The sequence below is a fragment of the Mesorhizobium sp. M0340 genome (assembly GCF_040321535.1).
Lineage (GTDB): Bacteria > Pseudomonadota > Alphaproteobacteria > Rhizobiales > Rhizobiaceae > Mesorhizobium.
Genome location: NZ_JAMYRR010000002.1, coordinates 222537 through 248113 on the forward strand (window position 1 = coordinate 222537; position 25577 = coordinate 248113).

Genomic DNA, 25577 nt, shown 5'->3' on the forward strand with positions numbered 1-25577 from the left:
CAAATGCTGCGTCTGGCCGCACCTTATCCCAGAAATGCAACACCCGCCCGGTCTGCCGGGCGGGTGCATTGCGTTCCTGCGGCCGGATTACTTCGACGCCGCCGGGATCGTCAAAGTTGCGCCGACCGGCAGCCGGCGTGGCTCGTAGGCTTTGTTGGCATCGGAAATCATTTTCCATTTGGTGCCGTCGCCATAGGCCTTCACCGCGAGATCCCAGTAGGTATCGCCGGCGACGATTACATGGCTGCCTTCGGCCGGTGCCGGCTCAGCCGGCTTGGCGGGCTCGGCAGGTTTTGCCGGCTCGGTTGGCGCCGGTTCACTTGGGGCCGGCTGACTCGGGGCAGGCGCTGTCTCGGCGGGCTCGGCCGGAGCAGGGGTCGCCGGAGCCGGTGTGACCGGAGCCGCAGGTGCCGCCGGCTGGGCCGGCTCGGCGGGTGCGGGTGCCGCCGGCGCGGTTTCCGCCGGGACGGCCGGCGGTGTCTTGGAAATGTCGCCTGAGCCGGCCGGCATTTCGGGCATTGCCGGTTCAGCAGGCTTTGCCGGCGCAGCCTCAGCAGGTTTTGGCGGTTCGGCAGGCTTGGCCGGTTCCGCGGCCGGGGCCACGGTCGCGGCGATCTCGGTGATGCGGCCGTCGAGCTTGGGCGTATAGGGCCGGTGCGCGCCGAGGTAGTCGGCGACGACCTGTTCCAGTCCCGGGCCGTAATCATAGGTGTTCTTGGCCTTCTCGGCGAACACCTTATAGCCGTCGCCGCCCTGGCGGACATAGTTGTTGGTGGCGACAAGGTAATCCTTGTCCGGCTTGATCGGCGTCCAGACGCCGCCTTCCATGACCTCGACCGATTTGACGCGTCCGTTAGGCGGTGCCGATCTGTCGAACGCATATTTCAGGCCGGCAACCTGCGGGAAGCGCCCGGCGCCGTCCTCGACCTGGCTGAGGCCGCTTTCGAGGCCGGCAACCAGATCCTTGCCGGAGATCTGGAAGGTCGCCAGCGTGTTCTGAAACGGCAGAACGGTGAGAATCTCACCCATGGTGACGGTGCCCTGGTCGATCGAGGCGCGCAAGCCGCCGCCATTTGAGATGACGATCTCGACACCCTGGCCCTTGACCCGGTCGAGGACGGCGTCGGAGACCAGATTGCCCATCTCGCATTCGCGGGCGCGGCAGTTTTCCCGACTGCCGTCGATCGCCTTGGTGGTCTCGGCGACTTCCTTGTTCTTCAAAGCCTCGATCGGCGCGCCGAGTTCCTTGATGCGGGCAAGCACGGCGGGGTCGGGCGTGATCGATTTGTCGAGATGTATGGGATCGCCGCTGGCCTCTTTGACAACGCCGTTGTCGTCGAACACGACCTTGAGCTCGCCGAGATATTTCGAATAGGACGCCGCCTGGACGACCGGCACTTTGTAGCCGTCCGGATTGTCGACCATCGTCGGATAAGGGCCTTCCGCCTTGGGGTCGGTGTTGGAGAGCAGCGAATGGCTGTGGCCGCCGACCACCACGTCGACGCCCGGGATCTTGGCGATCACGTCGCGCTCGCGCTTGTAGCCGATATGGGTGACCGCGATGATTTTGTTGACGCCCTCTCCCTTCAGTTTCTCGACCTCGGCGGTGATAGACTTGACGTCGTCTTCGATGGCGATGTTCGGGCCAGGCGAGGCAAGCTCCGGCGTGTCGTTGGTGACCGCACCGACGATGCCGATCTTCTGGCCGCCGACCTCGACCACGATCGATGGCTTGACGCGGTCGCCGAGCTTGGATCGCGCATTGGCCTTCACGTTGGCGCCGAGCACCGGAAACTGGATCATGTCGAGAAACGGCGCCAGCGCCGACTCGCCATCGTCGAACTCATGATTGCCGAGAGCCTCGGCATCGAACTTCATCTGGTTGAGGAATTCGCCTTCTGTCTTGCCCTTGTAGGTCGTGTAGAAGAGCGAACCCTGGAAATTGTCGCCGGCGCTGAGCAGCAGCACGTTCTGGCCTTCCAGCTTCTTGCGCTCCTGCGCGATCGCTGTGACCAGGCGGGCGGCGCCGCCGACGCATTCACCCTTGGTCTCTTCCTCGGCCGAGCAGGTCGATTCGTACTTGTTGTTGCTCTCGATGCGGCTGTGCCAGTCGTTGATGTGCAGGATGTTCAGCGTGTAGTCGGCAAAGGATGCCCCTGCCGACAGGCCAAGCGCCGATGCCGACAGCGCGGCGATGGCAGCGATCTTCTTCATTCTCGTCTCCCGGATGACTCGAGTACAGCGCCGCGCGTCATTTGGGACGCGCAAAGGACGCTGTACCATTTTTATTTTGCGCATGATCCTTTCCGAAAATCGACTCCGATTTTCGGGGTCATGCGCAGACGCGTTTAACGCTCTTGTTTGACTTGGATGTAACAGCCCTCTCGGGCCATGTTCACATCGCGTTTCAGTCGATGCAAGCGGAAATCGGCATCAGCTTTGCCGGCGCAAGAAAACGGCGGCTTGAAGCCGCCGCCTTGTGCAAAGTCAATTCGGAATCGAACTTCAGGTGCGCCTGGTCAGCACAAAATTCTGTCCGCTCGCGCTGGTGCAATTGAGCTGGCTGGTCGAGACCATCAAGCAGTTGAAGCTGATCGGCGTCTGGCGGATCAGCGACGTGCCATGGATCTCGACCGAGGTGCCGCCGGTCATGGTGTAGCTGCCATCGGCAAGCTTCTGGCCGGTGTCGGTGGCGACGGTCGCGAAGCTGCCGCCCTTGAAGGTGGATAAGCCGGTGCCCTGCGCGTCGATCCAGGAGCCTTCGACCCCTTTGGCGGTGATCACCGGCGGCTCGCCCGGGCCGGTGGTGGTGCAGGCCGCCAACGTGACGGCAGCGGCCGCGGCAATGCCAGCCGAAAGCAGTCTTTGCGCAATCGTCATCATCAAGATCCTCTCCTCTCGCATCGGCTCGAAAATCGATCCGCTTTTCGGAAAGCACGATGCGCACATTCAAAGTGCTAGAGCGTACTTTGTGCGTCCAAATGGACGCACGTCGCCCTAGGCCGGCCCTCTTCAATCGCCCGATTTCCGGGCGATTGCAAGCTGGCGGAGTGTCGAGGCAACGCTGCTATCGAACGAGGATGTTGCGGAATTGCCACGGGTCTTTGGTGTCGAGGTCCTCGGGAAACAGACCAGGCCGATTGTCGAGCGGTGTCCAGTCCGTATAATAGCTCCTGACCGGCCCCAGATAGGGGTTCTGCACGTCGAGGCAGCGCTTGTAATCCATCTCGTCGGCTTCGACGATGCCGGCCTCCGGATTTTCCAACGCCCAGACCATGCCCGCCAGCACCGCCGACGTGACCTGCATGCCGGTAGCGTTCTGATAGGGCGCCAGCTTGCGCGCCTCGGCCAGCGACAGCTGCGAGCCGTACCAGTAGGCGTTCTTGGCGTGGCCGTAGAGCAGCACGCCGAGTTCGTCGATGCCATCGACCAATTCGTTTTCGTCGAGCACGTGATGCGCGGGCTGGGCCTTGCCGGCGGCACCGAACATCTCATGCAGCGACAGCACGGCGTCGTTGCAGGGATGATAGGCGTAATGGCAGGTCGGCCGGTACTGCACCTTGCCCTTCTTGCCATGCAAGGTGAAGAAATCGGCAATCGAAATCGCCTCATTATGCGTCACCAGGAAGCCGTATTGCGGACCGGCCGTCGGGCACCATGTGCGCACGCGCGTGTTGGCGCCGGGCTGCTCCAGAAAGATAGCGGCCTTCGAGCCGTTCTTGTGCTTTTTGGCGTTCTTCGGCATCCACGCCTCGTGCGTGCCCCAACCGAGCTCGGCCGGCTGCAGGCCTTCCGAAATGAAGCCTTCGACCGACCAGGTGTTCCAGAACACGTTCATCGGCTTGGGTTTCTTGGTGCGCTGGGTGTCGCGCTCGGCGATATGGATGCCCTTTACGCCGGCCTTCTTCATCAGCTTGGCCCAGCCTTCGCGATCGTGCTGCGCGGGTTCCGCGAAGTCGAGGCCAAGATCTGTGGCGAGGTTGACCAGTGCCTGCTTGACGAACCACGAGACCATGCCGGGATTGGCGCCGCAGCATGAGATCGCGGTAGTGCCGCCCGGATTCTTCGCGATTTCGGTACGCACCGTTTCGCGCAGCGCATAATTGGTGCGTGAGGCGTTGTCGGCCTTTTCGTCGAAATAAAAGCCGAGCCAGGGCTCGACCACCGTGTCGATGTAGAGGACGCCAAGCTTGCGGCAGAGCTTCATCAACTCGAGCGAGGAAGTGTCGACCGACAGGTTGACACAGAAGCCCTGGCCGCCGCCATTGGTCAAAAGCGGCGTCAGCAGCTTCTTGTAGTTCTTCTTGGTCACTGCATCCTGCATGAAAGTGATGCCGCGCTCGTCGAGCAATTTGCGGTCGGCGTCGCGCGGGTCGATGACCGTCATGCGCGACTTGTCGAATTTGAAATGGCGCTCGATCAGCGGCAGCGTTCCCCGTCCGATCGAGCCGAAGCCGATCATCACGACAGGGCCGGTGATCTCACCGTAAACGGGCCAGTTTTCATTCGCCATTTATCGATTACTCCCTCAAAAAACGCTTCGGAACAGCGGCTTGGCCGCGGCGCGACAAACCATAGATCATTGTCACAATAAAGCGAAAAGCGGACGGCCGGCCTCACGCCGCGCCATCCCGGCTACGGCTCGACCAGTCTTGCGAATTCAGGCTTGAAGAGGGCATGTGCCTCGGAGACCGGCAGTTCCAGCAGATCGTCGGCGCAGGCCTGGATGGCATGCGGTAGGGTCTGGAGCCCGAACACCAGAACCTGCTTGTCGCCCTCACGCCAGAGGCTGACCGCCAAATATTCGCCGACGAGATCGTCCATACCGCATTCGGCTTCGTGATCAATATCGGTCTGATCGGTCGGTTTCTTGCGCCGCTGCTTGACCAAGGAGGCGAGGGAAGGACCTGGCTTGCCATCCACCGTATCCGAGAAAATGTCCTGGAGGCCAAGCAGGACGCCGCGCCGCACATCCATGATGTAGGCGTCCGAATAGTTGGTCGGATGCGCTCCGCCGCAGAAAATGCTGCCGGATTCCCGCCAGCTTATCAGCCGCGGCGTCAGCGAGCTCACTTCGAATGTGCTGTCCGCATAGCCGCCGAGCGTGCCGTCGTTCACACCGTCAATCGGCCCGCCTTCGTTGAAACCGGCATATTGCGCCGCCACGCAGCCCAGTGCGCCGATGTTTGCGCGCCAGTGCCTGTCTTGCAGCAGAGCATTCGCGGCCTCGACCGAAACGTTGCCGGACAGTTCGACGATGCGCGGCGTGGCGAATTTGGTGCGGGGGTCGACGACATAGCGGTAGGTCGCGTCCGGCCAGCCAGTCGTCTTGCCGTTATCAAGCTGAGTGTTCAGCCGCAGATAGTCATACGGGGACGTCTCCATGGTGATCGGCGTGTCATTGGCGAAGAACTTCATGAAGCTGAAATCGTAGAGATCGAGCGGGCTGCCGGGCTCGTTCCCGGTCACCTGCCGACTTGCGACCCGCTCCAATCTGAGCGGCAGCGCCCTCTTTCCGTTCCAACTGCCTTCAAGGGTCTTGCCGTTACTGGATGAGGCCAGGCGCCACACGGCGGCAATCGGCGCGGCCTTTCCGTCATCGCAATTGTCGGCGCCGCATGCCTCCTCCTCGGCCAGTTCGAACCTGCTGCCCTTTTGGGACCGGGCCTGCAGCGGGATGTCGACGCCCTTCGAGCGGTAGAAATAGCGGCCGGCCAGCGGGCTGCCGGGCGCCGCGGGGTCGTCGGTGAATTCGACGACGATATCGCTCTTTCCAAGCTTGCCGGCATAAGTCACCGGCTCTGCCTCGGCTGCTGTCGACAGTACCAGGATCGCGGCCATGAACGTGACCGGCCTGCCAAGATGCTGGATCATTGTTCCCCCAAGCCACAAGTTAGAGTTGTCGTCCGCCAGCAGTCACGGTCGGCTGTCAGGCCCTTGTAGTCAAGTTGTGCCTCGTCCAGCACCAGACGCTGCTCAGCGAAAAAAGCTGCGACGCCGCCCCTGGTGCGGATGGCACGTCCGCCCGTTTCAGCTACACCGGAGTGGCGCTGATTGCGCTCGGACTTATCTGGATCAAGGGGCAACTCGAAGCCGAGCGGCTCTATCTCGCGGGCGGATTGGCCGCGGCCATGTATGGAGCATTCTTCGCGGCCATGCTCTCGCGGCCGATGTATGGCGGCGTGCTGTATGACGAGAACGGCTATCTGCCGTTCCGGCCGCCGTTTGGACCGGCGGGCTGGCGGTGGGATTGTCAACGTCACCGTCTTTACCGCGATGTCCGCGATCCTGCTGCTGGGCGTGGCTGCGATTTAGGGAATCCGAGGAAAAGTGTGAAACGGTTTTCCGTCCGGAATTGCGCAAGAACAAGCAAGGACAAAGAGATAGAGCGGTTCGGCGCTTCCGTGAAACGACGAACTGCTCTGGCAACTGTAGTACTAGGACAGCGCCAGCGCCCTGAGCCACGCGACCAGCCGGTCACGGCCGGCGGTCATCCCCTTGTAGTCGAGCTGTGCCTCGTCCAGCGCCAGAAGTTGTTCGGCCAAGGATGCTGCGAGCGCCGCGCGGTCGCGGTGGCGCTCCAGCACGGCGAGCGGGTCGAGATGAATGCGGATGGTGAAGAGTATGTCGCCGGAGACCGGGAGCTTTCTCAGCGTCTGACGCTCGACGCGGATGAAAGCATGAGCGTCGATGTCGCCGTCCGGGAATCTCGACGGGCGATTGCTGGCGCGGTCGATGCGTTCGATGTTGGAGAGCGGATGGTAGAGTGCGTCGCCGGCCTGGATCGACCAGTTGTAGCGCTCGACGGCTTGGCCCTGGAGGCCATCGAACATGCGGTTGATGAGATCGGCCGGGCGTGTGCCTGGACCGAAACCCGGTACCGGCGCGTGGATCTGCTGCAGCGGCTTGCCGAATTTTTCGATCAGCGACCATGACGACGGGAAGCAGAGCGAGCCGGCCGCCAGACGCCAGCCGCTCTCGTCGCGGCGCATCAGGATCAAATCCTCCTGGACGAGCAACGAGGCCGCGACAAGCGGCGCATCGCTGAAAGACGCTGAGGTGTGTGAGCGCTCGAGATTGTCGGTGCTGCCGATCACCTCGATCGCATTGTCGGCACGCCTGTGGGTCTCAGGAAAGTTCGCCGCCAGATGCACACCGAGCAGATCGAGCACTTCGCGCTGGGCGTCGCGCGTTGCTTGCTCCTCGACAAAAACCTTGTCGGGAATTTCCGTGTAAAGCCGGCGTTTCTCGGCAAGATAGGGCAGCAGATATTCGTCGACTTCGATCCATCTATCGAGACTGAGCGGCTTCAACCCGATGGTGAACAGTTTCGAGGAGCCGTCATAGGGTGTGTGGGTCGGTGGGCGGAAACTCATGCTTCTTTGTAGACTTCCAGTGCGGCGGCGGCCATTCTCGCCGTGAATTCGGTGATTTCGTAGTCGGCGGCACCTGCCTTGGCGAAGGGATCGTCCGCCAGTCTGGCATCGAGCACTTCGCGTGGACCGCGCGCGATGATGATGCCGCCGGTCCTTGGCCGCTTTGGCCCGGAGGCGACAAAGATACCTTGCGTATAGCAGGCCTTCAGCCACTCGACATGCGCTTGCTGCAGGCGGTCGATCTCGGTCAGCGGCACCTTGTAGTTCAGCGAAACCACGAACATTGTTGTCTCCCGATGCTTCAGCCCAGTCGCGCCGGGATCAATCCGCGCAGCGAGTTGCCGACGAACAGCGCCTTGGCCGATTTCAGTTCGTTCCACGTGTAGACCGCTTCACTGGCGCGGCCTTGATCCAGCAGTTCGCCGCGCAGGACGCCAGCCAGCAGACCGCAATCGAGCCGCGGCGTGGCCAGCACGCCGTCGCCGAAATCGGCAAAGACGTTGGTGATCGTGCCCTCGCAGATTTCGCCGCGCTCATTGGCGAGCAGCACCTCGTCGGCCCGGCCGGCCAGATATTCGGCGCGGGCGCGCGTATAGGTTTGTCGGCGGCTGGTCTTGTGACGCAGCAGCGTGTCGCTCGAATCAAGCCGCACCCCTGCCAGCTGCAGGGTCCAGACCTTGTCTGCGGCGAGCGGCTCGTAGGGCTGCACCGAAACCGCTGCTTCGCCATTGCGCGACAGGACGAGGCGGGTGCGCAACGCGATGTGCTGGCGGCCGACCGCATTCATCAGCGCTTCGCCGACCCGTTGCGGATCGCAGGCGAAGCCGAGTTCGTTTGCCGAGCCGTAGAGCCGCGCGAGATGGCGGTCTAAACGGAGGAAACCCGAGCCGGGTTCCCAGCGCATTGTTTCGATCAGTTCGAACTCGGCAGTGTTCCCGTCGCGAAACGGGCTTTCAGCAGACACTCCTGGTACTCCTCTTCGGCTGTCGAATCGAAGACGACGCCACCGCCGACATTGTAGACCGCCTCGCCATTGGCAAAGAGCGAGATGGTGCGGATCGCCACCGAAAAGCGCATCCCGCCGCCGGGCGCGATCCAGCCTATGGCGCCGCAGTAGACATCGCGCGGGCCACCTTCCAGCTCGCGCAGGATCTCCATGGCGCGGATCTTCGGTGCGCCGGTAATCGAGCCGCAGGGGAACAGCGCGGCGAAAATCTGGCGGATGGTGAGGCCGGGCAAGAGTTTCGCCCGCACGCGGCTCACCATCTGGTGGACGGTCGGGTAGCTCTCGATGCGGAAAAGCTCCGGCACATCGAGCGTGCCAACCTCGCTGATCAGTGAGATGTCGTTGCGCAGGAGATCGACAATCATCCGGTTCTCGGCCTGGTTCTTCTCGTCGTTGCGCAAGAATGCTTTCAGGCGATCGTCCTCGGCTTTTGTTGCGCCGCGCGGCGCGGTGCCCTTCATCGGATGCGTCTCGATCATGCCTTCCGCGTCCACCTCGAAGAACAGTTCGGGCGAACGCGACAAGACGATCGGATCGCCGAGGGCGACCAGCGCCCCATACTTCACCGGCTGGCGTTCAGTCAGCGCGTTGAAGGCGACCAGTGGATCGCCCGACCATTGTGCGTGGACCGGAAAGGTCAGATTGCCCTGGTAGCAGTCGCCCTTGCGGATATGGTCATGCAGCCTGGCAAAGCGTTTGGCGTAGTCGTCCGAAGACCAGGCTGCCTTGGCGTCGAAGATTGGGCCGTTGCTAACCGGCAGATCGCCTGGCGCGACCGTCTCTTCGACTGGCGCGTCGAACACGCCGAGGCAGAAAAGCGGGGCGCGGCGGCCGGCCGGCAGAAGCGGAACGAGCTTGGGTTCGAGCAGGTAACCGGCCTCGTAGGAGAAATAGCCGGCCAGCCATTTGCCGCCGTCATGTGCTGCCTGCGCGGCTTCCAGGGCCGGCAAAAAGTCCGCCTCGCCATGCGCTGCGATTATCTCGGCCGGCCGGTCGAAAACGAGCTGACGCGCGGTCTCGTCGTTCCGGAAAATTGCAAAGGGCAGGGGCATAAGGCTCGAATGCTGCGGTCACCAGCGATCGATCTATATGGGGGCTCGACCGTGTGCAATCGAGGGAGCGGCGTCTCAAGACGCAAAGGCGCGGGGCAAAAACAAACGCGGCGCCAGTGGGCGCCGCCTTGTTCCAAAATGCCACCTCGCGATGGGTCAGGTGTTGCTGGCTTCCCCCGCGGTCGGGAAGCGGCGCGCAAATTCCTTCTCGTCACCGGCGGCAAGCAGTTTCGCCTGCTCGATCCAGCGTTCACGTTCGATGCGGCCGTCGAAATTCAATGTCGCCTCGATCCGCTTGACATCGTCGGGCGTCCAGGCGGCGATCTGGGCATAGGTCGTGACGCCAAGCCCTTTGAGCAGCCGCTCGTTGGTCGGGCCGATGCCGATCAGGCGACGCAGATCGTTGGCTTTGCCTGCCGCGGTGGCTGTTGCCTTGCCGGTCGCGGCTTTCTTTGCAGCTGGTGCGGCCTTGCTTGCAGCCGGCGCAGCCTTGCTTGCCGCCGGCGCGGTCCTGGGCGCACTCGCTTTCGATGCAGGCGGTTTCGGCATTGCTGTTTTCGCGGCACTTGCGCGTGGCGCGGTCGCAGCCCTGGCCGTTGCAGATTTCTTCGGCGCCGGTTTGGCTGGTGCGGATGTCGACATCAGCGTTGAAGGCGCCTGCATCGCGGCCTTGGTCGCGCCGGTCTTGACGGCTGGCGCCTTGGCTGTTGCCGCCTTCGCGGTTGGCGCCTGGGTGGTTTTCGCCTCGCCCAGCCGGCGTTCGAGATCGGCGCGGGCGCGGCCGCATGCATCCAACTCGCCGGTCAGACGGTCGCTATCGGCCCGCAATCTGTCGCGTTCGCTGCGCGTGCGGTCTAGATCGCCGCGCAAACTGTCGATCTCGCCACTCAGGCGTCCCCAAATGAACCAGCCAACCAACACACCTACCAGGAACGCCAGGAGCATGTAGAAAAAAGTGCCCATTGTCTTTCTCTCTCCAGTCCGATCCGTCCGCCCTGGCCTGTAGAGCCATGACCTCGGCGAAGGACCATTCGATGGTGGTTCCGCAATTTGCAGAACAGCCGGCTTCGATCGAGCTGTCGGCGACCGGTTGCCCCTGGCCAACAGCCATTGTCGCATCCGCCGACACGCCATGACCGGTCGGGACTTTCCGACCAGATCCATTCGTGCCCGGCTGAGCTTGAGGGCGGACGCTATCATACAGCTTACGGGAATCTAACGGAAAACTTCCATGGAAGTTATTTAAGAACAAATAACCAAGACAAGAATAGAACCACCGCCAATATGCATTGCAGCTAAACTGTTCTGGAACCCAGTCATCCGGTGTTGCGCATCACCCAGTGTTGCGCATCAATTGTCCAGTGCTTCCAGCTCGTCGATCAGTCCGCTGATCACGCCAAGCCCGATTTGCCAGAAGGCAGGGTCGGCCGCATCGAGGCCGAACGGCGCCAGAAGCTCGGAATGATGCTTGGTGCCGCCGGCGCGCAGCATGGCAAAATATTTCTCCTGAAAGCCGCGCTCGGCGTTCTGGTAGACCGCGTAGAGCGAGTTCACCAGGCAATCGCCGAATGCATAAGCATAGACGTAGAAAGGCGAGTGGATGAAATGCGGAATATAGGTCCAGAAAACCTCGTACCCCTCGCGCAGCTTGATCGCCGGCCCGAGGCTTTCCGCCTGCACTTCCAGCCAGAACTGGCCGAGCTTGTCGGAGGTCAATTCGCCGCTCTTGCGCTCGGCATGCACCTTGCGCTCGAACTCGTAGAAGGCGATCTGGCGCACGACGGTGTTGATCATGTCCTCGACCTTCTGGGCGAGCATGGCCTTGCGTTCGCGCTTGTCGGTGGTCTGCTCGAGCAGCGAGCGGAAAGTCAGCATCTCGCCGAACACCGATGCCGTTTCGGCCAGCGTCAGCGGCGTCGACGCCATCAAGGCGCCCTGGCCGCCGGCCAGCACCTGGTGCACGCCGTGGCCGAGCTCGTGCGCCAGCGTCATCACGTCGCGCGGCTTGCCCATGTAGTTGAGCAGCACATAGGGATGCGCCGAAGGCACGGTCGGATGCGCGAAGGCGCCAGGCGACTTGCCGGGTCTCACCGGCGCATCGATCCAGTTGCGGTCGAAGAAAGTTCTGGCGATCTCCGCCATGTCGGGCGAAAAGCGCTGGTAGGCGGAAAGCACGGTGTTCTTGGCCTCGTCCCAGCCGATGACCGCCTGCGGGGTCTCCGGCAGGGGCGCATTGCGGTCCCAGTGGTTCATCACCTCCATGCCGAGCCAGCGCGCCTTCATCGCATAATAGCGATGCGACAGGCGCGGATAGGCGTCGCGAACCGCGGCGGCGAGTGCATCCACCACGCTGCGTTCGACACGATTGGCGAGATGGCGGGAATCGGCAATATCCTCGAAGCCGCGCCAGCGGTCAGAAATCTCCTTGTCCTTGGCCAGCGTGTTGGTGACCAGCGTAAAGACGCGCAAATTCTTGCGGAAGGTCGTGGCCAGCGCCTCGGACGCCCGGCGGCGCACCTCGCTGTCTGCGTCCTGCAGGCGATTGAGCGCCGGCTCCAGCGTCAGCTCCTCGCCGTCGATGTCGAAGCGCAAATCGGTCATCGTCTCGTCGAACAGGCGGTTCCAGGCCCCGCGCCCGGTGATCGATTTTTCATGGAAGAGCTGCTCGATGCGGTCTTCGAGCTGATAGGGCTTGTCCTTGCGCAGATCGAGCACCCAGGGCCGGTAATGGGCGAAGGCCGGATCGGCGGCGAGTGCGGTTTCGATCGCGCCATCGTCGATGAGGTTCAGCTCGAGCGCGAAAAACAGCAGGTGCGCGCTGGCATCGGTCATCTTTTCCTGGACATCGCCATAGAGCTTGGCGCGCTGCGGATCCGACGTGTTGCCGGCATAGACAAGCCCGGCATAGGAGACGATGCGGCCGATCAGCTCCTCCAGCGCTTCATAGGCCTGAAGCGCCTCGCCAAGCCTGCCGGCGCTGCCACGCCCGGCCTCGGCGGCGAGCGTGCCTTTCCAACGGCTCTCGAAGGCGATGGCATCGGCGGCGGCCTTGGCGATGTCGCGCTTCAATTCGGGCGCTTCCATGCCCGAATAGAGATCGGCCAGATTCCATTCCGGCAGGTCGCCAAGCTCCGCCACGCCCTGACCGGGCGCCGCCGCCAGCTTTCGAGCAAAAACCATGCGCATTGCCGATCCTTCCAGACACAAAAATTCGAGGAAACGAGAAGCCGGTCAAATCCTAAGGAATTCATTCACCGGGTTTTTTGAAAGCTTATTTAGAACCCTGTGCCAAGATGATCCATAGGGCGCATTCTCGGGCGGGCACGGTCGGATCAGTCATGGCAGCTTCCATACTCATAGTCGATGACGATCCCGTGCAGCGCAGGCTGCTCGAGGCGGCGGTGACGAAATTCGGCCACACCGCGATCGTCGCCGATGGCGGCGAGGCGGGTCTCGAGTTTGTCGACGGACCCAATGCGCGCGACGTGTCGGTGGTCATCCTCGACCTTATGATGCCTGGGCTCGACGGCATCGGCGTGCTGAAGGCGATGCGCGAGCGTGGCATCCACATTCCCGTCATTGTGCAGACCGCGCAGGGCGGCATCGAAACCGTCGTTTCGGCAATGCGCCACGGCGCCTTCGACTTCGTCGTCAAGCCGGCCTCCCCCGACAGGCTGCAGGCGTCGATCGGCAACGCCCTCAAGGTCGAAGCGCTCGAAGGCGAGGTGAAGCGCTCGTCAAGGCAGCGCGGCGGCCATCTGACGTTCAAGGACATGATCACCCACAGTCCGGCGATGGATCGGGTGATTCGGCTCGGCCGCAAGGCGGCGGCGTCCAACATCCCGATCCTGATCGAAGGTGAATCCGGCGTCGGCAAGGAACTGGTGGCGCGCGCCATCCAGGGCAGCGGCGACCGCCGCTCGAAACCTTTCGTCACCGTCAATTGCGGCGCCATCCCCGACAATCTGGTCGAATCGATTCTGTTCGGGCACGAGAAGGGTTCGTTCACCGGCGCCACCGAAAAACATACCGGCAAGTTCGTCGAAGCGCACACCGGCACGCTGTTCCTTGACGAAATCGGCGACCTGCCGCTCGACGTGCAGGTCAAGCTGTTGCGCGCGGTACAGGACGGCGAGGTCGATCCGGTTGGCGGGCGCGCGACCGTCAGGGTCGACATCAGGCTGATCTCGGCAACCCATCGCAACCTGCTGCAGCAGGTCAAGGACGGCAAGTTCCGCGAGGACCTATTCTATCGGCTGAACGTCTATCCAATCTTCGTGCCGCCATTGCGCGACCGTCGCGACGACATCCCCTATCTGGTGGAGCACTTCATGGAGAAGGTGGCGCCCGCCGATCCGCGCCGCCGCCTGCGAGGCATCTCGGCTGCGGCGCTTGCCATGCTGCAGGCCTATGACTGGCCGGGCAACATAAGGCAGCTCGAAAACGCCGTCTTCCGGGCCTCGGTGCTCGCCGACGGCGACATGCTGACCGAAGAGGAATTCCCGCAGATCCGGGCGCAGGTCGAGGGCACGGTCAATCTCGATTCGGGTATCGCCTTGCCCAATTCAGTGGGGCCAGCTTCAGGGTGGCCAGTTTCCGGGTTGGCTTCGGGAAGCCTGCCGCGTGATAACATATCGGCCGTTGGCGGCATCGCAGCCGCCGACGCCGATGCACCGGCCGAGCCTCGTTTCGGCACGCTGCGGGCGCTCGACGAGCGCGGCAATGTGCGTGCGCTGGCCGACGTCGAACTCGAAATGATCAAGCTCGCCATCGATCACTACAACGGCCAGATGAGCGAAGTCGCCCGCCGCCTCGGCATCGGTCGGTCGACGCTCTACCGCAAGCTCAAGGAATACGGCATCGACCCGGAAACCGGCCGCGTCGAACGGCTCGCTTCGTGAGTTACAGGGCCAAGCCGGTTCGCATCCGGACATCATTCCACGCAACTGCGCCTCGAAATGATGTGTTCGCCACAGTGTTCACGTATTAAGGCGGACGGTAACAGATCGTGTTTCGAGCTGGCGCCAAAACATGATCTAAACCAGCGGTTTACCAAGATATCCGGCGCAATATTTTTGGCGGGATATCGCCACCGTGTTACCGCATTTCGGCTTCAATAAGCGATGATTAACCATTAGGATCGATATTCGGATGCACACACCACGCATCCGTTTGGTCAAATCCGGGGACAAAACGGCAGCCTGCAAGGCCTTTTGATTTGAACAGAATCGAACGACACGAAAACGGGCGGCATTATCACATGAGCGTCTGGCCGAGATGGCTGGCAGCGGTGATTGTTGCCGTGGGGTTCCTTGCAGCGGCGGCAACCGGCGCCAGCGCCGAGACACGTTCGCTGAAGCTCTATCATCTCCACACGCATGAAAAGGCGGAGATCGTCTACAAGCGCAACGGCCGCTACGATCAGGCGGGGTTGCGAAAGATCAACATCATCCTGCGCGACTGGCGTCGCAACGAGCCGACCAAGATGGATCCGCGTCTGCTGGACCTAGTCTGGGAAGCGTACCGGGAGAGCGGCGCCACCGATTACATCCAGGTCGTCTGTGGCTATCGTTCGCCGGCCACGAATTCGATGCTGCGCAGCCGCAGCAGGGGCGTCGCCGAGAAGAGCCAGCACATGCTCGGCAGGGCGATGGATTTCTACATTCCCGGTGTCCCATTGAAGAAGCTGCGTGATATCGGCCTCAGGATGCAGGGCGGCGGCGTCGGCTACTATCCCAGCTCCGGCTCGCCCTTCGTGCATATGGATGTCGGCAATGTGCGCCACTGGCCCGGCATCAGCCGCCAGGAACTGGCGCGCGTGTTCCCCAACGGCAAGACGCTGCATGTGCCGAGCGACGGCAAGCCGCTGCCGGGTTATCAACAGGCGCTCGCCTCCTACAAAGCCCGCAAGGGCGCCGGCGCGCCGGCCATTGAGCTGGCCAGCGCAAGCGGCGGCAAAAAATCCCACGGGTTCCTGGCAGCCTTGTTCGGCGGTGGCGACGACGAGGCGGACGACAGCGCCGATGTGGCGATGGCCGAGCCGGCACCAAAGCCCCGTAACGTGAAGCCGGCGCCGTCCGCCAAGAGCAGCAACCTGCCTGGTATTGCCATCGTGGCGCCTCAGGATGCCAAGCGCGCCGAGATTCCGGAAGTCGCCGATGCTCCGGCGCCTGAACCGGAGAACGACACGCCGGAGACGATCATCGCGGCATTGCCGGCGCGCAGCATCCCGCTGCCGGACTTTGCCCCGCGTCCGAAGACCGACGTCGGCGCTCAGCCGCCCGAAAACGTTCCGTTCGGCGTGGCGGATGCGGCTGGATCGACTGAACAGGCGGTGGCGACCGCGCAAACGCCGGCAAGCGTGGCGCCGGCAAATGTTCCGTTCGGCATAGCAGACCCGTCTGCCGCTGCCGGCCCGGTGCAGGTCGCGGCAAACAACATTCCCGTGCCGAGCTGGCGGCCCGACCATTCGCTGCCGGCCGACCTGTCGCCGGCGGGTCTTGCGCCGCAGGACAAGCAAGTGTTGCTGGCGCTGGCGAGTGCGGCAGAGCGGAGCAACACCGCCACCGACGCATTCTCGGTATTGCCGTCGGCGCGGCCCGACACTTCCCAGCCCGACGACGTCAAGGCCGTTCTGGAAAGGGTCAGCGCGACCGACGAATACAAGGTCGCGTCGCTTTCCGAGCAAGCATCGGTGTTCGAAGAACCGGCTAGCGACGACCGGGCATCGAACGACGGGGCATCGCCGCGCGAGGCCATCGTTGCCCGCCCGGCCGGCTCCGATCCGGCTGCCGTCATCGGTGCAGGCGTGAAGACCACACGCAAGGAACCCAGGGCAACCGCCCGCGACCTGAAACCCGGCCCCAAGCCGGTGGTGGTCGCCGCCGCGCCGCAGGCCGCCCGATGGGCGCTGCACAGCGGTGAGTATGTAGCAACCGTTTCAGATGCGACAACGGCGCCGCGCTACGCCTACGACTTCGTCCGTACGGCGCCGAGCGAGGTCTATACGGTAGGCTTCCGGCCGGGCAATGAGATGGCCGACGCCAACCGGTTCACCGGCAAGGCCGTCAAGTTCATGTCGGTGGCACGCTTCAAGACCGAGTAGGCCGCACTGGGCACCTCGCGCGGCTGCCTCCACACCGGCACTGGATTCCTTCATCCCGGGATGCTAACCAGCGGTCAGCATTCTCCCGCTTCGTCTAATGGTAGGACAGCGCCCTTTGAAGGCGTGAATCGTGGTTCGAGCCCATGAGCGGGAACCAGCCGGCGAACCAGATCGGCGGCGACTTTGATGCAGATGATGCTAGCGCCCGAGCTTGCTTGCCGCGCGTGCCAAGGCTTCGATCTCGTCCCATTTGCCGGCCTTGACCAGATCGTCCGGCGCCACCCAGGAACCGCCGACGCAGATGACGTTGGGCAGGCTGAGATAGTCGGCGGCGTTCTTGCCGGTGATACCGCCGGTCGGGCAGAATTTCACGTCGGCAAGCGGCGAGGCAAAAGCCTTGAGCGAGGCAATGCCGCCCGACTGTTCGGCCGGGAAGAATTTCAGAAAGCGCAGGCCGGCTTCGCGCGCGGCCATGACCTCTCCCGGCGTGATGGCGCCGGGCAGCAACGGCACGTCGCTGTCCTTGGCTGCCGCGAGAAGCTCGCGGGTGATGCCGGGGCTGACGATGAATTTCGAACCGGCGGCCGCCGCCTCGCCGAACTGGCGGGCGTCCAGGATGGTGCCCGCGCCGACGACGGCGTTTTCAACCTCACCCGCCACCCGGCGGATCGCCTCCAGCGCGTCGGCGGTGCGCAGCGTGATCTCGATCGCCGCCAGGCCGCCGCGGGCCAGCGCCCGGGCCAGCGGCACCGCGTCGGCGGGATTGGCGATCTTCAGCACCGGTATGACCGGCTGGCCGTTGAGGAGCGACAGGAGCTTTTCGGTCGTGCTGGGCATTCGTCTTCATCTCCTCTGTTAATCAAGTCGACCGGTTAGCAGAAGGCGATTTTTCTGTCCACGAAACGCGGCGTGTCGCGATGTCACGCGTGGTGTTCGAAACCTCCGCGGCCAGACCACTCCCGGCTCCGCCTTGATCCGGCTGTCGTGAGCGTTTAGTGGCATGGTGATGACACTGCCCAGCCAAGCCTTCCGGGTTGCCGCGCTTCACCGCTTCGCCCGGCTCGACACCTTCGAGGTGCTGCGCGCGCCGCTTGCTGCCTTCTGCTGCGCGCGGGGCATCAAAGGCACGCTGCTGTTGGCGCGTGAGGGCATCAACGGCACGGTCGCCGGCAGTGAAACGGCAATCGCCGCGCTCATCGATCATCTCGAATCCATCGACGGTCTCGCCGGCCTCGAGATCAAATTCAGCAGCGCCGCAACGATGCCGTTCCACCGCATGAAGGTGCGGTTGAAGCGCGAGATCGTCACCATGGGCGTGGACAATATCGATCCGGCGGCAGGTGCAGGCACCTATGTCGCGCCGGCCGACTGGAACGCACTGATCTCGGATACGGACACCATCGTCATCGACACGCGTAACGCTTACGAGGTGTCGCTCGGCACCTTCAAGGGCGCTGTCGATCCCGCCACCACCAGCTTCCGCGAATTCCCGGCCTGGGTCGAGCAGCATCGGCATGAACTCGACGGGCGCAAGGTCGCCATGTTCTGCACCGGCGGCATACGCTGCGAGAAGGCGACGGCCTATGTGAAGTCGCTCGGTTTGGAGCATGTGTTCCACCTCAAGGGCGGCATTCTGAAATATCTCGAGGATGTGCCCGCAGAACAGAGCCTCTGGCAAGGCGAATGCTTCGTCTTCGACGAGCGCGTTTCGGTATCGCACGGGCTGGTCGAAGGCGAGGCCGAACTCTGCCGCGCCTGTCGGCATCCGCTAGCCGCGGAAGACCGGCTGTCGCCGAGATATGCTACCGGCGTTTCATGCCCGCATTGCTTCGATGCCCGCTCGGACGAAGATCGCGCCCGTTACGCCGAGCGCCAGCGCCAGGTCGAGTTGGCGCAAGCACGCGGCGCCCGCCACATCGGAAGTTAGCTCACGTGAAGCAACTTCACGTCAAGCAACAGAGAAGCGATCGATGACCCACAGCCATGTCCCGTCGTTCTGCCGGCGCGCGACCTCGGTGGTGATCGTGCCGTCGGGAAGCCGGGTCGAGGTGAGCGCCAGGTCGCCATTGACGACAGCCGGACGCTGATCTCCGGATTGAAATTTTCGGCCGGTTGCGGTGATCTCCGCGAACAGCGCCCGGATGGCTTCGCGGCCGAACGTCAGCTGTCCGCCACCGCTGTCGATGACTGCATGCGGCTCGAAAAGCGCGGCCATGCCGTCAATGTCTCCGATCCATTGCCGTGAAATCAGCAGGCGCTCCAGTTCCTGGGGGTCGCGTGCCGGCTGGCGGTCTGTCTCATCGGTCATGCCAGGCTCCTTCCAAGCGACATGCCGCGACACTACCCGAAGTCGAGGGCGGTTCGACACATCCCATGTCCCCAGCGCCGCGTGTTTTTTTGGGCGCGGCAGGAGGCTGCAGCACTTTGAGTTCCGCGTGAAATCCCAGCAGATGTCGGTGCGGGGTCATGCGTGGCAGCGGGTAAAAGGATGCACCCGTCATTGTAATGTCAAACTGCGGGACCTAGGTCTTCGACGTCCAAACCTGCCCGCGCACCTTCGGCCGGGCCAATTCTGGAGGCATAGATGTTCGATCCCAAGAAGCTCCTCGACGATCTGCTCGGCTCGCAAATTCCTGGCACCGGATCGACCGTCCGCGACAAGGCCGGGCAGGCGGTGCAGATGGCCAAGGACAATCCGCTTGCAGCCGGTGCGCTGGCCGCGGTGCTGCTCGGAACCGGCCCAGGCCGTCAGGTCACCGGTGCGGCGGTGAAGCTTGGTGGGTTGGCTGCGATCGGCGGCCTCGCCTACAAGGCCTACCAGAACTACAAGAACGGCAACGCGCCGGCCGAGACGCAAGCTGCAGGCGAACCGGAATTGCTGCCGCCGCCGGCCGATACCGCCTTCCATCCGTCGCAAGCGCCGCAGGGCGAAGACGAATTCACGCTGACGCTGGTCAGGGCGATGATCTCGGCGGCGAAGGCCGACGGCCACGTCGATGACGAAGAGCGGCAGAAGATCGCCGGCAAGCTCAGCCTCGCCGGCGTCGGCGCCGAAGCGGAGAAATTCCTGATGTCGGAACTGGAGGCGCCGCTCGATCTGGATGTGCTGATCGCAGGGGCCAAGACCGATGCGCAAAAGCTGGAACTCTACACCGCCTCGCGTCTTGCCATCGATCCGGACAAGCGGGCCGAACGCGGCTATCTCGACCTGCTTGCCGGCCGTCTCGGCCTGCCGGATGCACTGGTCGACCATGTCGAGGCGACGGTGACGGCGGCGAAGGTGCCGGCAGCGGGCAGCACAGCCAAGCCGGTCGCAGGCTCGCGCTGGTAGCTCGAAAGAGGAAGCCTGGGAACTCGGCGCCGTTGGCGTTAGCTTCTCGTTAACCGCGGAAGCGCATGATTTCAGGCAGTCGGATCGGCTTTCCTCCTCCCAGGCCCGGTTCGGATCAGGGGCGGTCGCCAACGGCCGCCCTTTTTGTGAGCACAGGCTTTGGGCCGGCTTGCCATGGTTCCCGTCATTTGCGATGCCTCATCCCTTTCAGGGAGTACAGCCATGACCGACTATAAAACCGCCATCGTCACCGGCGCCGGCACGGGCATCGGCAAGAGCGTCGCCACAGCGCTGCTCAAGGCCGGCTGGAATACGGTCTTCTGCGGTCGTCGCAAGCCAGTGCTGGAGGATGCGATCGCCGCGGCCGGGCCGACGCAGGCCAAGGCATTGGCCTTCGCCTGCGACATCAGCAAGGCCGATCAGGTCGACGATCTGTTCGAGACGGTGGCTGCGGCTTTCGGGCGCGTCGACCTGCTCTTCAACAATGCCGGCACGAGCTACAAATCGACATTGATCGACGACATCCCGGTCGAAGTGTGGAACGACATCGTCGGGGTCAATCTCACCGGCTCGTTCCTGTGTGCTCGCGCCGCGTTCGGCGCCATGCGTAGGCAGCAGCCGATGGGCGGCCGCATCATCAACAACGGCTCGGTATCGGCCTATGCGCCACGGCCGGGCTCGGTGCCCTATACGGCGACCAAGCACGCCATCACCGGGCTGACCAAGACGCTGGCGCTGGATGGCAGGCCCTTCGACATTGCTTGCGGCCAGATCGACATCGGCAACGCGCTGACCGATATGGCGCAAGCGATGACGGTCGGCGTGCCGCAAGCCAACGGCACCATTGCCGCCGAAGCGGTGATGGATGTCGAGCGCGTCGCCGATGCGGTCCTTCATATGGCCAGCCTGCCGCTCGACGCCAACGTGCTGTTCATGACCGTGATGGCGACGAAGATGCCATTTGTCGGGCGAGGCTAAATTAGTCTCGACCCGGTCCTAAATCAGGGCCGGGTGACCGGAAGCGGCACGCCGGGTAAATATAGCGAAATCGGGCGGATTTCGTAGACGGCGGTCGGATTGACGCGGCGAAGGTCGCGCGCAATGTCGATAGCGGCGTCACGGTTGGCGCAGTCGACGACATAGAGTCCCAGCAATTGTTCCTTGGTCTCGGCGAAGGGGCCGTCGATAACCATTCCGGTGCCTGGCCCGCGCAAGGTGCAGGCGTCTTGTGTCGCGCCGAGCCGAGCCGCAGGCCCAAGGGTGCCTTGACGGTAGAGCCCATCGTTGATCTGGAGAAGATCGGTCATCAGCGCCGCATCCTGCTCAGGCGTCAGCGCCGTGATCGCTTCTTCCTCGTGATAGGCAAGAATGGCATAGAACATCTGGCGTCTCCTTTCGTCGTCCTCACTTCGCCAGGAACGCCTCGATCCGCTCCAGCGCGCGCAGGATGTTCTCTTCGGAATTCGCGTAGGACAGCCTGACATAGCCTTCGCCTAGAATGCCGAAATCGGGGCCGCCGATCAGCGCCACGCCGGCATCCTCGAGCAGCGCCGAGGCGAGCTTCTTGGCCTTCCAGCCGGTCTTGGAAACATTAGGGAAGGCATAGAAGGCGCCTTTCGGCGTGATGCATGAAACGCCCGGCAAGGCATTCAACCCCTCAACCACGACCTTCCTGCGGCGGTCGAAGGCGCGCATCATCTTGTCGACGTCGTCCTGCGGGCCGTCGATGGCGGCTATGCCGGCATACTGGCTCGGCGCGTTGACGCAGGACCAGCAATTGACCGCCAGCTTGCGCACCTTGTCATAGAGATGCGCGCCCTTGTCGCCGTTCGGCCAGATCGACCAGCCCATGCGCCAGCCGGTCATCGCCCAGGTCTTCGACCAGCCGTTGAGGACGATCAGCCGATTACGGATTTCGGGGAAGGTGAGCAGCGAACAGTGCGTCTCGCCGTCATAGGTCATCACGTCGTAGATCTCGTCGGAGAGGATGGCGACGTCCGGGTGTGCTTCCAGGCCCCTGACCAGCTTCTCGATCTCGGCTCGGGGGGTGACGCCGCCGGTCGGGTTGGCGGGCGAGTTGAGGATCAACAGCCTGGTCTTCGGGGTGATCAGCGCCAGTGTCTCCGCAGCCGAAAAGGCAAAGCCGTTCTCCTCGCGCATCGGCACCGGGATGGGGGCAGCGCCAGTGAACTCGATCATCGAGCGGTAGATCGGAAAGCCGGGATCAGGATAGAGAATTTCGGCGCCCGGCTCGCCGAACATCAGGATCGCCGCGAACATTGTCGGCTTGCCGCCGGGCAGGATCATCACCGCTTCCGGCGAGACTTCGACGCCGGTGGTGGCCAGTGTGCGGCGTACCACCGCTTCGCGCGTCGCCAGCAGGCCGTTGGCCGGCGTATAGCCGTGATGGCCGTCGCGCAGCGCCTTGATCGCCGCCTCGACGATATGCTGCGGCGTCTTGAAGTCGGGCTGGCCGATGCCGAGATTGACGATGTCGCGGCCTTGATGGGCAAGTGCCGTGGCGCGCGCCAGCACCGCGAACGCATTTTCCTCGCCGAGGCGGTCGAAGGCCGAAATCGTGTGGAGCATTTTTCCCGTCCGTGTGGTTCTTTCAGCGAGCGTGCGTTTTTGTGAGCGTCCGCTCACAAAAGTCAAACGGATTGGAGTCTTTGGTGTCGGAAAACCTTGAGAATTGGCAACCGCGCCCGCGGCCGGAACGCAAGGTGCTGGAGGGACGAACTGTCAGGCTTGAGCCGCTCAACGCTGAAAAGCACGGCGACGGCTTGTTTGAAGCATCTTCGGTGCCCGACATAGATGGCCGCTTCGCCTGGCTGCCCGACTACCCACCGCAGACCCGTGCCGCCTTCCAGCCTTGGCTGGAGAAGGCCGAAGCCAGCGAGGACCCGCTGTTCTTCACCGTCATCGACAAGGCCAGCGGAAAAATTGCCGGACGCCAGACGCTGATGCGCATCGACGCCGCCTATGGCGTGATCGAGATCGGCAACATCTATTGGGGTCCGCTGATCTCGCGTAAGCCGGCGGCGACGGAAGCGCAGTTCCTGTTCATGAAATACATCTTCGATGAGCTTGGTTATCGCCGCTACGAATGGAAATGCAACAACCGCAACGAGCCGTCGAAGCGCGCGGCGGAACGTTTCGGCTTCAAGTTCGAGGGCATTTTCCGCCAGCATCTTGTGGTAAAGGGCGAAAACCGCGATACCGCGTGGTACTCGATCATCGACAAGGAGTGGCCGGCATTGCGCAGAGCCTATGAGGCATGGCTCGATCCGGCCAATTTCGAGGGCGACGGCCGGCAGAAGCGACGGCTCGAGGATTTTCGCGCTGAGTTCGGCGCCTGACCATGATCCCGAAAAGTGAACGCCGGTTTTCGGATAAGATCATGGTCAAACATGAAGACAGAGCCTCCGTTCCGAGTCTGCCGGGATGGATCAGGCTCTAGCAGGAGCTCATAGATGGCGCATACCCACGACCATGCTGCGCAGGGCCACGACCACAGCCATGCCGCAGGTCATGTGCACGGCTCGACCGACAAGAAGCGCGTGCTGATCGCTGCTTGCTTGACCGCCGGCTTCATGGTTGCGGAGACGCTGGGCGCCATCTTCACCGGCTCATTGGCGCTGCTGGCGGATGCCGGCCATATGCTTGCCGATTGCGTCGCGCTCGGCCTTGCCTGGTATGCCTTTCATCTTGCGAGCCGGCCGGCGACCGTGCGCCTCACCTACGGTTTCGGCCGGGTCAAGACGCTGGTCGCCTACACCAACGGCATCGCCATCTTCGCCATTGCGCTGTGGATCGTCTACGAGGCTTGGGGCCGCTTGCAAGCGCCGGCTCCGGTGCTCGGCAGGCCGATGCTGGTCGTCGCGATCGCCGGCCTGCTGGTCAATCTCGGCTCATTCTACGTGCTGCACGGCGGCGATCGCGGCAGCCTGAATATGCGCGGCGCCATCCTGCACGTGCTCGGCGATCTGCTTGGCTCGGCGGCGGCGATCGTCGCGGCACTGGTGATCCTGGCGACGGGCTGGACACCTATCGATCCGATCCTGTCGATCCTGGTCTCGCTGCTGATCCTGTCCACGGCCTGGTCGCTGATGCGCGAGGCTGCCCACGTCCTGCTCGAAGGCGTGCCTGCAAGCCTCGACCGCGACCTGATCGCGAGGGACATCGAAGGCTCGATCAAGGGCGTGCGCGAGGTGCATCACATGCATGTCTGGTCGCTCGACGGCTCCAGCAACATGGCGACGTTGCATGCCTGCCTCAACGACGGCGTCGACGCGCATATGGCGGTAAGCGCGATCAAGAAGCGGCTTGCGGCGGAACATGGCATAGCCCATGCCACGGTCGAACCGGAATTCGGTGAATGTGCAGACAGACATGAGCATGATGACGAGCACGAGCATGCGCATGACACGGCACCGCACCGCAGCCATTATCACTGACTTCGGGAGTTCTGGGCATTGGCAACGATCGACATGAACTCTCGCCGCCCTGGCGCTGCGTGATGGACCGCGACACTCGCAATGCGGCGATCGGCGCCGCCTGGGTTTTGCTGCTGTTCGGCATCGCAGCCTATAATCTTCCAACAGTGATGCTGGCGGTCGGCAAGATCTCGACGGTTCTTGCCGGCGTCGTCGCGGCGATCTTCATGGTGGCAATCTTCGTCGTGTTCTGGCTGCGTAGCCGCAGCCAGCGCAAAAAGGGAAAGTGACATGCGCATTCTGATTACCGGCGCGGCAGGCATGGTCGGCCGCAAACTCATCGCCAGGTTGGCCAAGGACGGGACGCTCGGCGGCCGCAAGATCGCCGCGCTCGATCTTCACGATATCGTGCCGCCGCAAGCGCCGGTGCTCGAAGGTGTCGGCATTACCCCCCACACCGGCGACCTTGCCGCACCGGGAGCGACCGCAAATCTGGTCGCGCTGCGCCCCGACGTGATCTTTCACCTCGCCGGCGTGGTGTCGGGCGAGGCGGAGGCCAATTTCGATCTCGGCTACCGCGTCAATCTCGACGGCACAAGGGCGCTGTTCGATGCCATAAGGCTGGCGGGGTTTGCGCCGCGCGTCGTCTTTACCTCGTCGATCGCTGTGTTCGGCGCACCGTTTCCCGACGTCATTCCGGACGAGTTCCACCCGACGCCGCTGACCTCCTATGGCACGCAGAAGCTGATCGGCGAGGCGCTGCTTGCCGACTATACGCGGCGCGGTTTCTTCGACGGCATAGGCATCAGGCTGCCGACCATCTGCGTCAGGCCGGGAAAGCCGAACAAGGCGGCCTCGGGGTTCTTCTCCGGCATCATCCGCGAGCCGCTGAGCGGCAATGAAGCGATCCTGCCGGTGCCGCGCTCCGTCGTCCACACACACGCCAGCCCGCGTTCGGCGGTGAATTTCCTGATCCATGCGGCTCAGATCGACGGTGCCGCCGTCGGACCGCGCCGCAACCTGACGATGCCGGGCGTCGCCGTCAGCGTCGGCGAGCAGATCGAAGCGCTGGAACGCGTCGCCGGCGCCAAGGCGGTCAAACTGATCCGCGAGGAACCCGACGAGACGATCTGGGCGATCGTCAAGGGCTGGCCGACACGCTTCGAGGCGCGGCGCTCGAAGGAGCTTGGCTTTGCCGCCGAAACGAGCTTCGACGAGATCATACGCGTCCATATCGAGGACGAGTTGGGCGGCAAGATACCTAGCTAAAT

Annotated in this window: 23 protein-coding genes and 1 tRNA gene; 10 read left to right on the forward strand and 14 right to left on the reverse strand. The window is 63.2% G+C overall.

The annotated features are described in order from the left end of the window. Positions 1-87: 87 nt before the first annotated feature. The 10 genes from NKI79_RS03795 to NKI79_RS03840 all read right to left on the reverse strand — a co-directional run bounded on the left by NKI79_RS03795 (position 88) and on the right by NKI79_RS03840 (position 12620). Positions 88-2214, reverse strand: coding sequence for a 5'-nucleotidase C-terminal domain-containing protein (locus NKI79_RS03795; RefSeq protein WP_352799960.1), 2127 nt, complete (start codon positions 2212-2214; stop codon positions 88-90). Between the two features lie 291 nt (positions 2215-2505). Continuing rightward, complete coding sequence (gene omp10 / locus NKI79_RS03800) at positions 2506-2880, reverse strand: outer membrane lipoprotein Omp10 (protein ID WP_254817073.1); 375 nt, start codon at positions 2878-2880, stop codon at positions 2506-2508. A gap of 187 nt (positions 2881-3067) precedes the next feature. After that, complete coding sequence (locus NKI79_RS03805) at positions 3068-4513, reverse strand: homospermidine synthase (RefSeq protein WP_352799963.1); 1446 nt, start codon at positions 4511-4513, stop codon at positions 3068-3070. A gap of 122 nt (positions 4514-4635) precedes the next feature. Then, positions 4636-5874: a hypothetical protein gene (locus NKI79_RS03810; protein WP_352799966.1), complete on the reverse strand. Its 1239-nt coding sequence runs from the start codon at positions 5872-5874 to the stop codon at positions 4636-4638. 563 nt (positions 5875-6437) lie between these two features. Continuing rightward, positions 6438-7376, reverse strand: coding sequence for a heme-dependent oxidative N-demethylase family protein (locus NKI79_RS03815; RefSeq protein ID WP_352799968.1), 939 nt, complete (start codon positions 7374-7376; stop codon positions 6438-6440). Further along, positions 7373-7660, reverse strand: a complete 288-nt coding sequence (locus tag NKI79_RS03820) for a YciI family protein (RefSeq protein ID WP_352688047.1) — start codon at positions 7658-7660, stop codon at positions 7373-7375. Before NKI79_RS03820 ends, NKI79_RS03815 begins: the two co-directional genes overlap by 4 nt. A gap of 17 nt (positions 7661-7677) precedes the next feature. Then, entirely contained in the window at positions 7678-8340 is a 663-nt protein-coding gene (locus NKI79_RS03825) for an aminotransferase class IV family protein (protein WP_352799971.1), read from the reverse strand. Next, positions 8289-9434 (reverse strand): aminodeoxychorismate synthase component I, encoded by a 1146-nt coding sequence (locus NKI79_RS03830; protein WP_352799974.1) that lies wholly within the window; start codon positions 9432-9434, stop codon positions 8289-8291. Before NKI79_RS03830 ends, NKI79_RS03825 begins: the two co-directional genes overlap by 52 nt. Positions 9435-9590: 156 nt before the next feature. Next, positions 9591-10397: a helix-hairpin-helix domain-containing protein gene (locus NKI79_RS03835; RefSeq protein ID WP_352799975.1), complete on the reverse strand. Its 807-nt coding sequence runs from the start codon at positions 10395-10397 to the stop codon at positions 9591-9593. Between the two features lie 387 nt (positions 10398-10784). Then, on the reverse strand, positions 10785-12620 hold the full coding sequence (locus NKI79_RS03840) for a M3 family oligoendopeptidase (protein WP_352799977.1): 1836 nt from the start codon (positions 12618-12620) through the stop codon (positions 10785-10787). A 152-nt stretch (positions 12621-12772) separates the two neighbouring features. Between NKI79_RS03840 and NKI79_RS03845 the strand changes: the two genes are divergently transcribed. The 3 genes from NKI79_RS03845 (at position 12773) to NKI79_RS03855 (ending at position 16696) form a co-directional block, all read left to right on the forward strand. Continuing rightward, positions 12773-14335 carry a sigma-54-dependent transcriptional regulator gene (locus tag NKI79_RS03845; protein WP_352799979.1) on the forward strand — a complete coding sequence of 521 codons (1563 nt, stop codon included), beginning with the start codon at positions 12773-12775 and terminating at the stop codon, positions 14333-14335. 359 nt (positions 14336-14694) lie between these two features. Then, entirely contained in the window at positions 14695-16539 is a 1845-nt protein-coding gene (gene mepK, locus NKI79_RS03850; protein WP_352799982.1) for a peptidoglycan L,D-endopeptidase MepK, read from the forward strand. An 83-nt stretch (positions 16540-16622) separates the two neighbouring features. Beyond that, a tRNA-Gln gene (locus NKI79_RS03855) sits at positions 16623-16696 on the forward strand. 41 nt (positions 16697-16737) lie between these two features. On the opposite strand, the gene NKI79_RS03860 is transcribed toward NKI79_RS03855, so the two are convergent. Continuing rightward, positions 16738-17376 carry a 2-dehydro-3-deoxy-phosphogluconate aldolase gene (locus tag NKI79_RS03860; protein ID WP_352799984.1) on the reverse strand — a complete coding sequence of 213 codons (639 nt, stop codon included), beginning with the start codon at positions 17374-17376 and terminating at the stop codon, positions 16738-16740. Between the two features lie 163 nt (positions 17377-17539). On the opposite strand from NKI79_RS03860, the gene trhO reads away from it, so the two are divergent. Next, positions 17540-18466, forward strand: a complete 927-nt coding sequence (gene trhO, locus NKI79_RS03865) for an oxygen-dependent tRNA uridine(34) hydroxylase TrhO (RefSeq protein WP_352799987.1) — start codon at positions 17540-17542, stop codon at positions 18464-18466. A gap of 21 nt (positions 18467-18487) precedes the next feature. On the opposite strand, the gene NKI79_RS03870 is transcribed toward trhO, so the two are convergent. Continuing rightward, complete coding sequence (locus tag NKI79_RS03870; protein WP_352799990.1) at positions 18488-18847, reverse strand: YybH family protein; 360 nt, start codon at positions 18845-18847, stop codon at positions 18488-18490. Between the two features lie 276 nt (positions 18848-19123). Between NKI79_RS03870 and NKI79_RS03875 the strand changes: the two genes are divergently transcribed. Beyond that, a complete protein-coding gene (locus tag NKI79_RS03875; RefSeq protein WP_352799993.1) occupies positions 19124-19870 on the forward strand; it encodes a tellurite resistance TerB family protein in 747 nt (248 codons plus the stop codon). Positions 19871-20092: 222 nt separating this feature from the next. Further along, entirely contained in the window at positions 20093-20848 is a 756-nt protein-coding gene (locus NKI79_RS03880) for an SDR family oxidoreductase (RefSeq protein WP_352478254.1), read from the forward strand. 23 nt (positions 20849-20871) lie between these two features. On the opposite strand, the gene NKI79_RS03885 is transcribed toward NKI79_RS03880, so the two are convergent. Both NKI79_RS03885 and NKI79_RS03890 read right to left on the reverse strand, forming a co-directional pair. Continuing rightward, a complete protein-coding gene (locus NKI79_RS03885) occupies positions 20872-21252 on the reverse strand; it encodes a YciI family protein (RefSeq protein ID WP_352799996.1) in 381 nt (126 codons plus the stop codon). A gap of 22 nt (positions 21253-21274) precedes the next feature. Next, entirely contained in the window at positions 21275-22459 is a 1185-nt protein-coding gene (locus NKI79_RS03890; protein WP_254816975.1) for a pyridoxal phosphate-dependent aminotransferase, read from the reverse strand. A gap of 83 nt (positions 22460-22542) precedes the next feature. Between NKI79_RS03890 and NKI79_RS03895 the strand changes: the two genes are divergently transcribed. From NKI79_RS03895 to denD, 4 genes are all read left to right on the forward strand, one after another. After that, on the forward strand, positions 22543-23229 hold the full coding sequence (locus NKI79_RS03895) for a GNAT family N-acetyltransferase (protein ID WP_352799998.1): 687 nt from the start codon (positions 22543-22545) through the stop codon (positions 23227-23229). A gap of 114 nt (positions 23230-23343) precedes the next feature. Then, entirely contained in the window at positions 23344-24327 is a 984-nt protein-coding gene (locus NKI79_RS03900) for a cation diffusion facilitator family transporter (RefSeq protein ID WP_352800000.1), read from the forward strand. Between the two features lie 62 nt (positions 24328-24389). Further along, a complete protein-coding gene (locus tag NKI79_RS03905; protein ID WP_254816978.1) occupies positions 24390-24596 on the forward strand; it encodes a hypothetical protein in 207 nt (68 codons plus the stop codon). A gap of 1 nt (position 24597) precedes the next feature. Further along, on the forward strand, positions 24598-25575 hold the full coding sequence (gene denD, locus NKI79_RS03910; RefSeq protein ID WP_352800002.1) for a D-erythronate dehydrogenase: 978 nt from the start codon (positions 24598-24600) through the stop codon (positions 25573-25575). Positions 25576-25577: the final 2 nt, after the last annotated feature.

Excerpts from the sequence above, each read along its gene's own strand:
- NKI79_RS03860 (WP_352799984.1), bottom strand. The coding sequence starts at position 17,376 with ATGCCCAGCACGACCGAAAAGCTCCTGTCGCTCCTCAACGGCCAGCCG.
- NKI79_RS03840 (WP_352799977.1), bottom strand. The coding sequence starts at position 12,620 with ATGCGCATGGTTTTTGCTCGAAAGCTGGCGGCGGCGCCCGGTCAGGGC.
- omp10 (WP_254817073.1), bottom strand. The coding sequence starts at position 2,880 with ATGACGATTGCGCAAAGACTGCTTTCGGCTGGCATTGCCGCGGCCGCT.
- denD (WP_352800002.1), top strand. The coding sequence starts at position 24,598 with ATGCGCATTCTGATTACCGGCGCGGCAGGCATGGTCGGCCGCAAACTC.
- NKI79_RS03885 (WP_352799996.1), bottom strand. The coding sequence starts at position 21,252 with ATGTTCTATGCCATTCTTGCCTATCACGAGGAAGAAGCGATCACGGCG.
- NKI79_RS03835 (WP_352799975.1), bottom strand. The coding sequence starts at position 10,397 with ATGGGCACTTTTTTCTACATGCTCCTGGCGTTCCTGGTAGGTGTGTTG.
- NKI79_RS03795 (WP_352799960.1), bottom strand. The coding sequence starts at position 2,214 with ATGAAGAAGATCGCTGCCATCGCCGCGCTGTCGGCATCGGCGCTTGGC.
- NKI79_RS03870 (WP_352799990.1), bottom strand. The coding sequence starts at position 18,847 with ATGACCGATGAGACAGACCGCCAGCCGGCACGCGACCCCCAGGAACTG.
- mepK (WP_352799982.1), top strand. The coding sequence starts at position 14,695 with ATGAGCGTCTGGCCGAGATGGCTGGCAGCGGTGATTGTTGCCGTGGGG.
- NKI79_RS03875 (WP_352799993.1), top strand. The coding sequence starts at position 19,124 with ATGTTCGATCCCAAGAAGCTCCTCGACGATCTGCTCGGCTCGCAAATT.
- NKI79_RS03900 (WP_352800000.1), top strand. The coding sequence starts at position 23,344 with ATGGCGCATACCCACGACCATGCTGCGCAGGGCCACGACCACAGCCAT.
- NKI79_RS03890 (WP_254816975.1), bottom strand. The coding sequence starts at position 22,459 with ATGCTCCACACGATTTCGGCCTTCGACCGCCTCGGCGAGGAAAATGCG.
- NKI79_RS03880 (WP_352478254.1), top strand. The coding sequence starts at position 20,093 with ATGACCGACTATAAAACCGCCATCGTCACCGGCGCCGGCACGGGCATC.
- NKI79_RS03805 (WP_352799963.1), bottom strand. The coding sequence starts at position 4,513 with ATGGCGAATGAAAACTGGCCCGTTTACGGTGAGATCACCGGCCCTGTC.
- NKI79_RS03845 (WP_352799979.1), top strand. The coding sequence starts at position 12,773 with ATGGCAGCTTCCATACTCATAGTCGATGACGATCCCGTGCAGCGCAGG.
- NKI79_RS03810 (WP_352799966.1), bottom strand. The coding sequence starts at position 5,874 with ATGATCCAGCATCTTGGCAGGCCGGTCACGTTCATGGCCGCGATCCTG.
- trhO (WP_352799987.1), top strand. The coding sequence starts at position 17,540 with ATGGTGATGACACTGCCCAGCCAAGCCTTCCGGGTTGCCGCGCTTCAC.
- NKI79_RS03815 (WP_352799968.1), bottom strand. The coding sequence starts at position 7,376 with ATGAGTTTCCGCCCACCGACCCACACACCCTATGACGGCTCCTCGAAA.
- NKI79_RS03905 (WP_254816978.1), top strand. The coding sequence starts at position 24,390 with ATGGACCGCGACACTCGCAATGCGGCGATCGGCGCCGCCTGGGTTTTG.
- NKI79_RS03830 (WP_352799974.1), bottom strand. The coding sequence starts at position 9,434 with ATGCCCCTGCCCTTTGCAATTTTCCGGAACGACGAGACCGCGCGTCAG.
- NKI79_RS03820 (WP_352688047.1), bottom strand. The coding sequence starts at position 7,660 with ATGTTCGTGGTTTCGCTGAACTACAAGGTGCCGCTGACCGAGATCGAC.